13 protein-coding genes, 1 pseudogene and 1 riboswitch are annotated in these 12,864 nt (G+C 42.5%); of the genes and pseudogenes, 4 read left to right on the top strand and 10 right to left on the bottom strand.

Going from position 1 to position 12,864, the window contains the following annotated elements:
• Positions 1–546: 546 nt before the first annotated feature.
• Complete coding sequence (locus MKY62_RS07815) at positions 547–891, bottom strand: DUF1433 domain-containing protein (protein WP_003181219.1); 345 nt, start codon at positions 889–891, stop codon at positions 547–549.
• Between the two features lie 258 nt (positions 892–1,149).
• On the opposite strand from MKY62_RS07815, the gene MKY62_RS07810 reads away from it, so the two are divergent.
• The 3 genes from MKY62_RS07810 (at position 1,150) to MKY62_RS07800 (ending at position 4,014) form a co-directional block, all read left to right on the top strand.
• A protein-coding gene (locus MKY62_RS07810; protein ID WP_144620601.1) for an IS3 family transposase occupies positions 1,150–2,312 on the top strand; the annotation gives its coding sequence in 2 pieces (ribosomal slippage) (positions 1,150–1,426 and positions 1,426–2,312; 1,164 coding nt in all).
• The gene (locus MKY62_RS07805; protein ID WP_339614137.1) at positions 2,309–3,670 is read left to right on the top strand and encodes a lipase; all 1,362 of its coding nucleotides are present in this window, start codon (positions 2,309–2,311) and stop codon (positions 3,668–3,670) included. Before MKY62_RS07810 ends, MKY62_RS07805 begins: the two co-directional genes overlap by 4 nt.
• Before the next feature lie 11 nt (positions 3,671–3,681).
• Positions 3,682–4,014 carry a hypothetical protein gene (locus MKY62_RS07800; protein WP_011197895.1) on the top strand — a complete coding sequence of 111 codons (333 nt, stop codon included), beginning with the start codon at positions 3,682–3,684 and terminating at the stop codon, positions 4,012–4,014.
• Positions 4,015–4,162: 148 nt separating this feature from the next.
• Here the strand turns inward: MKY62_RS07800 and MKY62_RS07795 are convergent, their stop codons facing one another.
• The 9 genes and pseudogenes from MKY62_RS07795 to MKY62_RS07755 form a co-directional block, all read right to left on the bottom strand.
• Positions 4,163–4,366, bottom strand: coding sequence for a tyrosine-type recombinase/integrase (locus MKY62_RS07795; RefSeq protein WP_021837412.1), 204 nt, complete (start codon positions 4,364–4,366; stop codon positions 4,163–4,165).
• A 56-nt stretch (positions 4,367–4,422) separates the two neighbouring features.
• Complete coding sequence (locus tag MKY62_RS07790) at positions 4,423–5,139, bottom strand: site-specific integrase (protein ID WP_003181109.1); 717 nt, start codon at positions 5,137–5,139, stop codon at positions 4,423–4,425.
• Between the two features lie 8 nt (positions 5,140–5,147).
• The gene (locus tag MKY62_RS07785) at positions 5,148–6,206 is read right to left on the bottom strand and encodes a tyrosine-type recombinase/integrase (RefSeq protein WP_003181108.1); all 1,059 of its coding nucleotides are present in this window, start codon (positions 6,204–6,206) and stop codon (positions 5,148–5,150) included.
• Between the two features lie 229 nt (positions 6,207–6,435).
• Positions 6,436–6,647, bottom strand: a pseudogene (locus MKY62_RS07780) (helix-turn-helix domain-containing protein); the annotation flags it as partial.
• A 163-nt stretch (positions 6,648–6,810) separates the two neighbouring features.
• Entirely contained in the window at positions 6,811–7,308 is a 498-nt protein-coding gene (gene queF / locus MKY62_RS07775) for a preQ(1) synthase (protein ID WP_009328607.1), read from the bottom strand.
• Positions 7,309–7,329: 21 nt separating this feature from the next.
• Entirely contained in the window at positions 7,330–8,061 is a 732-nt protein-coding gene (queE, locus tag MKY62_RS07770) for a 7-carboxy-7-deazaguanine synthase QueE (RefSeq protein ID WP_003181103.1), read from the bottom strand.
• Positions 8,054–8,494: a 6-carboxytetrahydropterin synthase QueD gene (queD, locus tag MKY62_RS07765; RefSeq protein WP_003181100.1), complete on the bottom strand. Its 441-nt coding sequence runs from the start codon at positions 8,492–8,494 to the stop codon at positions 8,054–8,056. Before queD ends, queE begins: the two co-directional genes overlap by 8 nt.
• A 2-nt stretch (positions 8,495–8,496) precedes the next feature.
• Positions 8,497–9,156, bottom strand: a complete 660-nt coding sequence (gene queC, locus MKY62_RS07760; protein ID WP_003181098.1) for a 7-cyano-7-deazaguanine synthase QueC — start codon at positions 9,154–9,156, stop codon at positions 8,497–8,499.
• Positions 9,157–9,294: 138 nt separating this feature from the next.
• A riboswitch (PreQ1 riboswitch) is annotated at positions 9,295–9,339 on the bottom strand.
• An 81-nt stretch (positions 9,340–9,420) separates the two neighbouring features.
• Positions 9,421–10,455, bottom strand: a complete 1,035-nt coding sequence (locus MKY62_RS07755) for a hypothetical protein (RefSeq protein WP_003181096.1) — start codon at positions 10,453–10,455, stop codon at positions 9,421–9,423.
• A 229-nt stretch (positions 10,456–10,684) separates the two neighbouring features.
• On the opposite strand from MKY62_RS07755, the gene clpE reads away from it, so the two are divergent.
• Complete coding sequence (clpE, locus tag MKY62_RS07750) at positions 10,685–12,781, top strand: ATP-dependent protease ATP-binding subunit ClpE (protein ID WP_016885804.1); 2,097 nt, start codon at positions 10,685–10,687, stop codon at positions 12,779–12,781.
• Positions 12,782–12,864 lie beyond the last annotated feature (83 nt).

Below are 12,864 nucleotides of genomic sequence, written 5' to 3'. Positions count from 1 at the left end.
GTTAGGCCCGCTTCATTATAAAACATATGGAGTGCATTTTTGGTACTCAATATATAAAACAGGACAATAGAACTAATAAAATTCGCATCATTAAGTTCTTTCGTTCTAGGTGAAAAAAATGCCCTTAAAAGGAATAGGCGTGCAACGATGCACGCCTGCTCAATACGAATATCTTTTTATTATTATGAACTTGGACGGTTTTGAAGGCAATTTCCCGATAACCAACTATGCATATTAAAGCTTAAGCCATATAGCCTGAAAATGGATTCACCTTTCGTTTATTACACATCACACTATAAGTATGTAACAAATTATTATAAATCAAAAATTTCGTTGTTTTACAGCTTATCCTATTTCCGCATGCAAGTTATCTTCCCATCTTAAAAATGCCCAAAACTGCAATTTATCCATTTTAGAGGATTAAACGTGCCTACTGAAGAACTATTTTATGTTGAGGAGGCCTAAAAGGGGTAATAAAAACCGATTAGTTAAACAAACGAGAGATGAAAATAGAAAAAAGCCCGCTCAATCGAGTCGGGCCTTTTATTAATAATCGCAAATTTTATCTTTATATTCGGGCTTTCTTTCAGCATCGACTGTGAAGGACCCAACTTCGTCATTTGCCTTATCGTAAATACCCCATATTTTCTTTTTCTTATCATCATTTAGATACCCTTTAATATCAATTCCGCCCATTGGATTCACTTCGTAGTCATCATAATAATCAATTGACTTAATGTCCTTATAATTCGTTTTAATAAAGTCTGTCATTCTTTCCTTAGCTAAATTATAAAGCTCTTCTTTTTCTCTGTTATTATTTTGTTGCTTCATAAATATTCCTCCAGATGTTATAATGACCAGAGCAAGAAGGATAATTATGTATTTTTTCATAAAACCATCCTTTCCACGTTACATTTTACATAGTTTGCGGGGTTATGTACCTGAATAAAAAGAGCGATATTCCTAAATTAACAGATAAAGAGTATTATTTTCTTAGCCAAAACACATATAGTACCGATAAAATGAAAGAAGCATTCAAGGAAAGAACACCTATAGAGAGTAAATGGAGAGACCCAAATAAATGAGACAAGGAAAAAACACCCCCTGAATCGTATTAATACAATATGATTCTTAGGAGGGTGTTTTTCTATGGGCACAAGAGTACATTACGCAGAAGAAGTAAAATGGGAAGTAATTAAAATGAAACAAGCTGGAATGACAAACAAAGAAATAATGGAACAACTGGGGATAAAAAATAAGACTCAAATTAAAACATGGATGCGATGGTACAAAACAGGCCAAACCTATCGATTTTCGCAACAAGTTGGAAAACAATATTCCTACGGTAAAGAATCGGAGGAAATGAGTGAGCTAGAAGAATTAAAACTAAAGAATAAACAGCTAGAGGCTCAATTGGCAATTATAAAAAAGTACCAGGAGATCGAAAGGAGTTGGAGCCACGAGTCATTGTCCAAGTTGTAGAAGAACTCTCAGCCACTTTTAAAATAATTGATATTCTTGGAGTATTAGGCATACCTAAGTCAACATATTACCGTTGGAAAAAGAAGTATAAAAAAGTTGAGCTAACTTCATTAGAAGAGCTAGTAATCAAGCTGTGTAAGAAAAACTTCTATCACTATGGTCATCGTAAAATTAAATCCATCTTAAACAGAAAGTATGGGATAAATGTAAACCGCAAAACTGTACAAAAAATTATGCAAAAGTTTGAGATTCAGTGTCAAGTTAAGAAGAAGCGACAAAAGTACATTTGTGGTGAGAGTAATATTATTGTGCCGAACACTCTCAATCGTAATTTTAAAGCAAGCCGATTAAATGAAAAATGGGTAACCGACATTACCTACTTACCTTATGGCTCGACTATGTTATATTTATCAACGATTATGGACTTATATAACAACGAAATAGTGGCTTACAAAATAGGTACGAGCCAAGATATTAACCTAGTATTAGACATATTGAGGGAAGCTGTAGAATTACGTAAACCAGTAGGGTTACTTCTTCATAGCGACCAGGGATCTGTCTATACTTCACATGCATATCAGAATTTGGCCAAAGAAAAAGGCATTACCACAAGCATGTCTCGAAAAGGAAACTGCCATGATAATGCCGTCATTGAATCCTTTCACTCCTCGCTAAAGTCGGAAGGATTTAACGCTCAAAGTAGAGCATCTATATCCAATTCTAAAGTAGTACAAATTGTAAATCAATACATGTATCGATATAATCATGTACGAATTCAGGCAAAATTAAACTACCTGTCCCCACTGGAATACAGGGGACAGGCAGCATAGGTGTTTTTTCTAAGTCTCATTTTAACGGGTCAGTTCATAAATCAAATAAGGCTTTTTTTGTTGATAAAATTAAAAGGGACTCTGACACTGGACTTGATGCGTATGTTTTTGTTCAAGCAAAGAAAAAGGACGGTAAATGGGTTAAACCTAACGCACCAGAAAACGTCGTCGTGGCCTTCGCTGGAACAAATCCTAAAGAACAGTTTTTTCAAGATGTTATTGATGCAGACGGCGGTAACGTTGTTATGGGTCTTGATCCGAAAAAGAAATCGCAATACATAATCGAAAAAGATGCGAAGGATACATCAAAAACAATAGGAAAATACAACGCAACCCCCTCACAAGACGCGATGCTTAGCACCGGTAAATACAAATTAATTACGAAAACGTCCCAAATCGGGCAAGCTGATGATCTGGTACGGGAAGTTAAACAAAAGTATAAAGGCACCTCGACGGTTATTTCAACCACCGGACACTCTCTTGGCGGCGCAGAGGCTGAATACAGCGCTGTGAACAATGATATATACGCAGTCGCATTCAACAATCCTTCCGTCGTTAAATTGCATTCTGAAGAAAAGCAAAAGGAGATCCGAAGCGGCAAATATGACTCGTCTGTAAAAGCGATTGTCAATCCGGATGATATGACTGGTTCCGGCTGGTGGAATGAGTACGAACGACACGCAGGCAGAACAATATATACCAAAGACCCCTCTACTTCGCGTGTGGAACGACAAATACGACTAGATCCGAAGTATAGCGGCGGTATATTTGGCACAGTGTTTAATGTCGCTGTAGACTACATTGCTACCACAGCAATGGGAATGCCGGATACACACGGCCTCAACAAAGGCAACTTTACCTTCGACGAAAACGGCAACGTTCAAAATATAGAGGGCGATGAACTCGTTTATGACAAAAATTTAAAAGCGATGCTCCCACCGGAAGTTGCCTCCGGAAGTGGCGCAATTAAAGTAACACCCGAAGTTGCCAAGCAGCTCGCGCAAAAAGTAAATGCGATCATCGATGACTTGCGGACGATGAAACGGGAAGCCGAAAACGCTTATCAGGAACACGACGCCGAGATCAACGACCTGAAGCACGATACCTACCGTCAGGTCGGCCACGGTTTATACGACAAGCTGACACTCGAGGATGTAAACAATACGCTGAAAAACCTGGCGCAGTCGTTTGACAAAAAAGGCAATCCGCTATTTTACGATGTTCATGCCGAAAAAGCGTACATCGCCTCATTAAAAAATACGATTTCAGATTTAGAAGACATCAGCGGGTACCTGGCGCAGATTGCAAAAGATTTTAAATCGAAAGATAAAATGCTGGCAAATTGGCTTAAACTTTAGGAGATGAAACAATGGAAAATTTCAACAAACTGGCTTCACTCAACAACTTAAACGGAGATCAAGAAGATACCCTCTTCATACGGCGCAACCAGCTTCAAATGCTGAAAACGGGCATGAGAGTAACGGCCGCAACTAAGCTTGAAGGCATTAAAACGACACTAAGACCGAAGTTTAAAATAGGCGATATACAAAAAGAAATGAACAGCGTTTATTCATCGCTTCTCTACAGCTTCGAAGGAAAAGCGCAAGAGGCGCTTGCTCAACGAATCAGCCAAAGCGCCCAGCAGCTTATTAACACGGAGAAAGACGGAGAGAGCTTTGTGAACGGATTTAAGACGAGATAGAGGCGCCAGTCTAAGGCGCTTTTTTTTCGTTCATCTACGGCTTATTAACGTTAAACATCGCAAGTAGCGTCTTATCCGGCGCCTTTGACTGACGATAAAACACGTTAGGATTAAACGTATATCGTTCCGGTTCGCTGCCGACCTTTCTTCACAAAAACCTCCGCAAATTCTCGGCCACTTCATTCTTATCTAAATATAAATATTTAGTCGTTACCGAAAGATCACTATGTCCCAGCGCTCTTGAAATGTCAGTTAAATTTGCGCCTTTTTCAAGCAAGGATTTCGCAAAGCCCCTTCTTAATGCGTGCGGATTTATATTCTTTAATCCGTACTCGCGCGCATACCTGTTCAACCGTTTTTGAATATTGTTATTCGACGGCCCTGTTGCTATTTGATTGCCGTACTTTGTTAAAAAACAAATTTATTGTCCTTCTTATATGCTCGGCGGATTTCGGCGTTTTTATTCACCAGTACAGAGAGAAGTTGAGCGAGAGTCTCATCAAAGGGCAGTAGTAAAGGTTCTCGATTTTTAACGATTTCACCACTTAACCGAAGTAATTCTCCATTAAAATCGACATGTTCTTCTTTTAAGTTTGCGAGCGTCCCTACACGCATACCTGTTTTATACATAAGAAGTAATGCTGTCGCATCACGTAGCTGTACAAAGTCGGTTAAATCTAATAACGAAAGTAAGATTTTGATTTCCTGATCCGTCGCCCCCTCTTTAACTTTATTGTCGACCTTCACCTTTACGTTCTTCCAAAACTTCGATTCGAACCATCCATTATCGAAACAACGCGATAAAAATGCTTTGAGACATTTCAAACGCGTGAGCCTTGTTTGTGCACTGACATCCATGTTTCCAAGCCATGAATGAATCGACTTATATGTAATTTCATGTAGATATGTTAATTCTTCTGATTCCTTAAAATGTGATACATGAAGATGGTAATCGCTAATTGTCCGCTCCCTATTCCCGCTTACTTCCATCTGTCGGAGAATAATTGTAAGTGCTTTTTCAATTGTAATTTGCTTTGGGTTTGGCGATGCCGAGATATTATTAAACATTCCAGAGAGATCAGGAAGACTTTCTTCTACCGAGAAAATTTTTTTCTTTTGAGTCACGATATTTCCTACCTTCCGTATTTTCTTTTTGTCTTCCTTGGCTTATTTAACCCATCTACCACTTGGTTTATTAGCGAATATTCACTCTGTTGCCTTGCGAGGGATTCTAATGACAGATGAGTATATCGTAATACCATACGTAAATCTTTATGGCCGATGATCGTCTGGAGGTGCCTAAGATCCCCTCCTGCCTGCAAAAACATGCTCGCCGCGGTGTGTCTAAATAAATGCGGATGGACTCTTTTATTTATTCCTGCCTGATGAGCGTAATCCGCAAGCCGTTTTCTAAAATTGTCGGTCGTTAATCTTGTCCCTTCCTCCGTAATGAAGACATACTTGCTAGGCTTAAATCGCGTATTTCTTAACAATAACTTTTTAAGCAGCTGCATTGTATTTTTATCTAATGGAATCATACGGCCTTTTCTCGTTTTTGTTTTTTGAGCTTCAAGAATAATGTAGCTCAACTCAAAATTTATATTTTCGATCTCTAAAGTGACGATTTCTCCGATTCTACACATAGAGTTAATTAAACACATCATAACCACGTAATCTCTAAACTCAGAGAACTTTCGCTTATTCGGTGTTTTTAAAAGCTGCTTCATCTCCTCTACAGATAATATTTGAATTATAGGTTCCGGCTGCTTGACTTTATTTATTTTTTGAAATGGATTTTCCGAAATCATATTTTCCTTTATACAGAAAGTAAAAACTGCTCTCATAGTTTTCAGGTGGTCATTTGCATATTTCGGAGAACACCCTGGAGTTTTCACACTTTCCGGTTTATAACGGTGTCCCTTAAACGTTTTCTTCTCGTGCAGTATATAGGTCATGTACTGCCTCGCAAACTCGACATCTATAGATTCAACATTGGTGGACAGTCCTTTAATTTCCGCGAATTCTTCCACACTCTCACAAACCCGGCGATAGCGATCAATTGTTTCTTTCGTAAGTCCTTCAGACATTTTTACGTTACAAATTTGTTTACACACATCAGACAGAGTCTTACTTTCGTATGTATTTTTCTCACTATGTTTAATCGCCGGTCTTCGTCTCCCCCGCATATACATCTCATCCCCTCCTCATTGTCAGAATAACTGAATTATTTAGTCACTTCAAGTGAAAACCGAAAAATAACTCTTTTAAAACGAGAATAAAGCAGTATTTTTCACGAATAAACGAACGAAACAAGACGAATAACTGGCGAAAATTAACGAAACCCGAACGAAAGAGATCGCGAAGTTGGCGACGAACTAGCGAACGAAGACGTTAACGAGGCGAATGGCGAAGTTATCCCTTTCACCCTTCGATTAACGAATTAAAACGCGTTTCATATAGGCGATCTAATATCCGATCAAGCACGCCGTTATAATAGCCGGCCAGATTCCGAATATGCTTTCGTTTCGTTGCAATGAACGTTTGACGTACCGCAACTATAGGCCGATTTCTTCGAGTGTTCCGGAATCATATACGCCTTTTAAATACCGCGTATGCGCGAGATAAATACCGTAGGAACGTTCTACATGAAAAAAAAATAGACGTGCGTAATTGCACGTCTAGGTCACAAACATTTCTATCCCCTCGACCATTATTTCTATACAAAATACCGTATTTTCACGGGTCACACTTCGGTCACACATCGATCACAAACCTTCGCTTCATCTGCCCGCATCATCACCGATTATCAATCGTCTCCGGATACAGATCATGGTTCATCATCCGATACTCGGCCATTTTTTCATACTTTGTGCCGGGCTTGCCGTAGTTGGTGTACGGATCGATCGAGATTCCGCCCCTCGGCGTGAATTTGCCCCAGACTTCGATATAGCGCGGGTCCATCAGCTCAATTAAATCGTTCATGATGATGTTCATGCAGTCTTCGTGAAAATCGCCGTGGTTTCGGAAACTGAAGAGATACAGTTTCAAAGACTTGCTTTCTACCATTTTTTTATCAGGGATGTAGCTGATGTAGATCGTGGCAAAATCGGGCTGTCCGGTTTTCGGGCACAGCGATGTGAATTCAGGGCAGTTGAATTTCACGAAATAGTCCCTGTTTTCGTGTTTATTCGGGAAAGACTCAAGCACTTCCGGAGAATAGTCAAACAAATAATTGGTGCCTTGATTTCCAAGAAGGGTTACGCCTTCCAGTTCTGAATCTTTTCTTGTCGTCATCATTCATCTTCCTTTCTTAAATCAAACACCCCGTTTGTTTCCCCAGATCAGGGTGTGGAGCTGCGGGAGAACGCGGACGCGGTTCAATTCAGGGTCGCGCGTGACCGCTTCTACCAGCTGTTCATATTTTTGGAGCAGCCGTTCGACGAGCCGCTCTTGGTCTTCTGTATGAACGTCATCATTTCCGACCTGAAGAAAAAACGGGATATCGGGATAACGCTGGTGAACTTGTTTTGCAAATTGAAGGTCGTCCGCCGTGAAAATGACGACCTTCAAACTTGCCGCAGCCGCCCGGCCGTGTTCCTTCAGCCTGTCAACAATATGATCAAGCCTGTTAAAATCGGTTTTCATATTGGAGCTCGGCGGCTTTGGCGAAATTGTTAAATCATCGATTCCGGTAAACCAGTCTTGATAAAACGTTCCTTGCGTCTCAAGCGCTGTCCGTATACCGTTTTCTTTTAAAAGGGAAATCAGTCCGTCCAGCTGTTTTAAAAGCGCCGGGTTGCCTCCTGAAATCGTAACGTGCGAGAATGCGTTTCCGCCGATGTCTTTAAGAGATTCGTACACTTCTTCCGCGGTCATCCATTTGATGTCTTTTTTCGCCGAACCGTCCCAGGTAAAAGCTGAATCGCACCAGCTGCACGAATAGTCACAGCCGGCTGTTCTGACAAACATCGTCTTTTGGCCGATGACCATCCCCTCTCCCTGAACCGTCGGACCGAAAATTTCAAGTACGGGAATCGGCTTAGCCATGCTGAACACCCGGTTTCGGACGGTACACGACATAGCTTGTCGGCGTTTCCCTGACAAACACCTGGACGCAATGCGGACGGTTGTTGAGATCTTTCAAATAAGCCTCTACTTTATCGTAAATCGTTTTGGCCACGACTTCTGTCGAAGGGATCCGATCCGCGCTTTCACCTGAAAATTCCTGATGATCATTTAAAAGCGTATGATCGTATTCTCCGTGGATCAATTTTTTAATGGTGCTGAAGTTGACAAGGAAACCTGATGCATTCAACTCATCCCCGGCAATCGTAATATTGATTGTATACGTATGCCCATGGACTCTGCTGCATGCGCCTGCATCCTCTCTCGGAATAAAATGTGCAGCTGACATTTGCATATCTTTATTTAATTCAAAAGAGTAAGGATGGCTTGGTTGCGGATAAATTTGTGTAAGCACTGTTAAGCTCGCTCCTTTTTCATTTTCATATATTCATTGTAGCCGTTTGCGCGAAGCTTGCAGGCCGGGCATTCGCCGCAGCCGTCGGCAATGATTCCGTTGTAGCACGTCAGCGTCTCGTTTTTCACGAAATCAAGCGCATCAAGCTCATCGGCGAGCTCCCACGTTTCCGCCTTGTTCAGCCACATAAGCGGCGTATGGATGACAAACGGGCGCTCCATCGCCAAGTTGACAGTGACATTGCAGGATTTGACGAACTCATCACGGCAATCCGGATACCCGCTGAAGTCTGTCTCGCATACGCCTGTAATGATGTGCCGCGCGCCGACCTGGTAGGCCAGGATCGAAGCGAACGATAAAAACACGAGGTTGCGTCCCGGAACAAAAGTGGACGGAAGCTCGCCTTCTTTCGCCTCAATCTCGATATCATCCCTTGTCAAAGCATTCGGCGCGAGCTGATTTAACAGTTCCATATCAAGAAGGTGATGCTTGACGCCAAGCTTTGCAGCGATCTTTTTCGCGACTTCGATTTCCTGCTTGTGCCGCTGATTATATTGAAACGTGACCGCCTCCACCTCCTGAAATTGCCGAAGCGCCCACAATAGGCAAGTCGTACTGTCCTGACCGCCGCTGAATACGACGATCGCTTTTTCCTGTTTCATAGTTCCTCCTTCTCCGCTTTTCGTCACCATTTCATAAAAGAAGAGATTCAATGATATCTAAACGAAAAAACACCTTTCTCTGTGAGAAAGGTGCTCTAGCAAAAAAACAATAAAAAAGGCCATACCCCAAGGATACAGCTTTCCTTAGTTTTTTATAGAGGGTTTTGCTAGAACCTCTCCCGCAGTTTCAAGCGGATTTTATTTCAATTTTCCTTCGCCATCTTATCACAAATCGCACGTTTCGCCAAGTGCAATGCCTGCCAGTCATCGCTCAGGCACCCTTTTGACGATCAGAAAGAAAATAAAGACGAGGCTCAGCTGGCCGAACAAAGGATAAATGGTCGATATCAGCTTTCCGTAGCCGATTTGTCCCGTCAAGTAGATTGTCAGCAGGATGAAGATAAACACATACAGGCTTTTTATATGAATATATTCATTAATCTGCTTTTCAAGACCGTATAAATTGCCGATGACTGATGTGAAGACTTCCCCGAAAATGATAAACAGATAGATGATATGGACAGAATGCTGGACTATGAATACGACCTGTGCCATCGGGACTTCATATAAAAGGGCATCAGGCAATGTTGAAAGAGACAGAAAGCTTGCGACCAACACAAGGGTAAGCAGAACCCCTCCGATTAATGCTCCTTTTATAATCAGGCGTTCGGATTTCAGTTCAGAAGCGATCGGCACGAGAACAGCCTGTGCGAGCGACAAATTAAAAGCGCCGTACGAGACAGCGGATAAAATCCAATCGGGGTTTGCCGAAAATGCCGCCAAATTGTGTATCTCCGGCCCTCTGAAAATAAACGAGTCAAACAGGACGACAACTGTGAACAGAAGCAGCAGCGGAACGACAATGACATTGACGCCGAATATCCCTTTAACGCCCTTCATCATGACAAACAGACTCAAGGCAATCGTCGCAATCATCCCCGCTTGGTTTGAAAAGCCGAGCTGTTCTTCAAATATCGCCCCCGCTCCGGACAGCATGACGGACGTCACGCCGAGCAAAACCACGAGCATGAAGACATTGACAAATTTCCCAAGCGTATGGCCGAATAAATATTTATTCAGCTCCTGATAAGACTTGGCATTGATTCTGACCGCAATCAGCATCATTTTTGCACCGAGAAACGTAAACATCAGTCCGCTGATCAAAATTCCGGCCAATCCCGGCCAGCCGAATCTTAAAAAAAACTCGACGATTTCTCTTCCAGTTGCAAATCCGGCTCCGACAACCGTTCCTACATAAACAAATGCCAGCTGAAAGGCTGATCCTTGTGATTGACTCATACGACTCCTCCGTAAGCGAATTCCCTTTCTACACCATATGATCCATGTCCTTCAAAAAGAAGGACAACTTCTCATCCAGGTCATCCAGGAACAAAAAGGAAAAAGCATAGAACTTGAAAGTCAAAGAAGGTCAATGTATACTAATAGTCAGAAATGGTCAAACTGCAGACCATTTTTTCTAAGTCAATTGGTCAAAAAAGGTCAAATTCAATAAAGGGGGTTTTGGCAAATGCGTTGTCAACATTGTCAAAAAAATGAGGCGACGATTCGCCTAAACATGCAAATCAACTTTACAAAAAAACAAATGGATTTATGTGAAGACTGCTATAAAGAGCTGACTCAGCCTTCTATGTTTTCAGGAAATCACTTTTTTGGCGGCGGAGGTTCTTTCTTCAGCCAGCCATCACAAGCGCAGACGCAAACCGCTGCCAAAAAAGGCTTGCTCGATGAACTTGCCGTCAATTTAACAAATGCAGCAAAGACCGGCTTGATCGATCCGGTGATCGGCCGCGATGATGAAGTAGCCCGTGTGATCGAGATCTTAAACCGCAGAAATAAAAACAATCCGGTCTTAATCGGTGAACCGGGCGTCGGTAAAACAGCCGTCGCTGAAGGACTTGCTCTCAAAATCGCCGAAGGCGATGTTCCAAATAAATTGAAAAACAAAGAGCTCTACCTGCTTGATGTCGCTTCCCTCGTGGCAAACACCGGCATCAGAGGGCAATTTGAAGAAAGAATGAAACAGCTGATGAAAGAGCTGAAAGAACGCAAAAACGCAATCTTGTTTATTGACGAAATTCACCTTCTTGTCGGGGCCGGCTCTGCAGAAGGCTCCATGGATGCGGGCAACATTTTAAAACCTGCACTTGCCAGAGGCGAGCTGCAAGTTATCGGCGCTACGACGTTGAAGGAATATCGCCAAATTGAAAAAGATGCGGCGTTAGAGCGGCGCTTCCAGCCGATCATGGTGCACGAACCGACAATTGAGCAGGCCGCAGCGATTTTAAACGGTCTCAAGGAAAAATACGAAGCATATCACGATGTGACTTACTCGGATGAAGCGATCAAAGCCTGCGTTATTCTGTCAAGCCGCTATATTCAGGACCGCCATCTTCCCGATAAGGCGATCGACCTTTTGGATGAAGCCGGTTCAAAAGCGAACTTGAAAATCGACACGGTCAGCGGTGAACAAGCTTCCCAACGCCTGCAAGAAATCGAAGCGGAAAAAGCCAAAGCGCTTCAAGAAGAAAACTACGAGCTTGCAGCAAAACTCCGCGACGAAGAAGAAGCGCTGCATAAAAAAATGGAAAGCCATGAGGAAGAAAAACGGGCAACAGTTGAAGCGGAAGACATTCAAGCGATCATCGAACAAAAAACCGGCATTCCGGTCGGCAAGCTTCAGCACGACGATCAGAAGAAAATGAAAGAGCTTGAAGCAAACCTTTCAAGCCGCGTGATCGGTCAAAAAGAAGCGGTGAAAAAAGTGGCAAAAGCCGTCAGAAGAAGCCGCGCCGGCCTGAAATCAAAAAACAGGCCTGTCGGTTCATTCCTGTTCGTCGGCCCGACAGGTGTCGGTAAAACAGAACTTTCTAAAAGGCTTGCGGAAGAACTGTTCGGCACGAAGGATGCCATCATCCGCCTCGATATGAGCGAATACATGGAAAAACACGCCGTATCAAAGCTGATCGGTTCACCTCCTGGATATGTCGGCCACGAAGAAGCCGGACAGCTTACCGAAAAAGTCCGGAGGAACCCGTACAGCATCGTTTTGCTCGATGAAATCGAAAAAGCCCATCCCGATGTCCAGCACATGTTCCTGCAAATCATGGAAGACGGACGTCTGACAGACAGCCAAGGGCGGACGGTCAGCTTTAAAGATACCGTCATTATTATGACAAGCAATGCCGGTGTATCTGAAAAGCGGACAACCGTCGGTTTTAACCGGGAAGAGCAAGTAATGGGCGAACAATCAATGATCGATTCATTAAGCGGCTACTTTAAGCCGGAATTCCTGAACAGATTTGACAGCATCATCGAATTCCAGCCGCTCGAAAAAGAAGATCTGGTCAAGATCGCCGCCCTCTTGCTGAAAGAGCTTGAAGAAACGTTAAAAGAGCAAAACATGACGCTCGAAGTTTCAGATGAGGCAAAAGAAAAAATCGCTGAAATCGGATACCATCCGGCCTTTGGCGCCCGCCCATTAAGAAGAACCATTCAAACAGCGGTCGAAGATCAAATGACCGATCTGCTGCTTGAAGAAGAACACATCAAAGGTTTTGCGGTTATCGTTGAAAACGATGAAATCCGGGTGAAAACAACCAGATAACACACACAACGGCCTCCGATCGCGGAGGTCGTTTTACATACAACATAAGAATCACAAAAGTTCTATTTTTTAACATTAAATAA

This window comes from Bacillus sp. FSL R7-0646, from assembly GCF_037969865.1.
GTDB lineage: Bacteria > Bacillota > Bacilli > Bacillales > Bacillaceae > Bacillus > Bacillus licheniformis.
The sequence above is the reverse complement of the archived record's forward strand: the minus strand, read 5'-3'. Positions and strand labels throughout refer to the sequence as shown.

What these genes read in the sequence shown, in the direction of transcription:
- MKY62_RS07815 (WP_003181219.1), bottom strand. Translation starts at nt 891, where the DNA reads ATGAAAAAATACATAATTATCCTTCTTGCTCTGGTCATTATAACATCT.
- MKY62_RS07800 (WP_011197895.1), top strand. Translation starts at nt 3,682, where the DNA reads ATGGAAAATTTCAACAAACTGGCTTCACTCAACAACTTAAACGGAGAT.
- MKY62_RS07785 (WP_003181108.1), bottom strand. Translation starts at nt 6,206, where the DNA reads ATGTATATGCGGGGGAGACGAAGACCGGCGATTAAACATAGTGAGAAA.
- queF (WP_009328607.1), bottom strand. Translation starts at nt 7,308, where the DNA reads ATGACGACAAGAAAAGATTCAGAACTGGAAGGCGTAACCCTTCTTGGA.
- queE (WP_003181103.1), bottom strand. Translation starts at nt 8,061, where the DNA reads ATGGCTAAGCCGATTCCCGTACTTGAAATTTTCGGTCCGACGGTTCAG.
- queC (WP_003181098.1), bottom strand. Translation starts at nt 9,156, where the DNA reads ATGAAACAGGAAAAAGCGATCGTCGTATTCAGCGGCGGTCAGGACAGT.
- MKY62_RS07755 (WP_003181096.1), bottom strand. Translation starts at nt 10,455, where the DNA reads ATGAGTCAATCACAAGGATCAGCCTTTCAGCTGGCATTTGTTTATGTA.
- clpE (WP_016885804.1), top strand. Translation starts at nt 10,685, where the DNA reads ATGCGTTGTCAACATTGTCAAAAAAATGAGGCGACGATTCGCCTAAAC.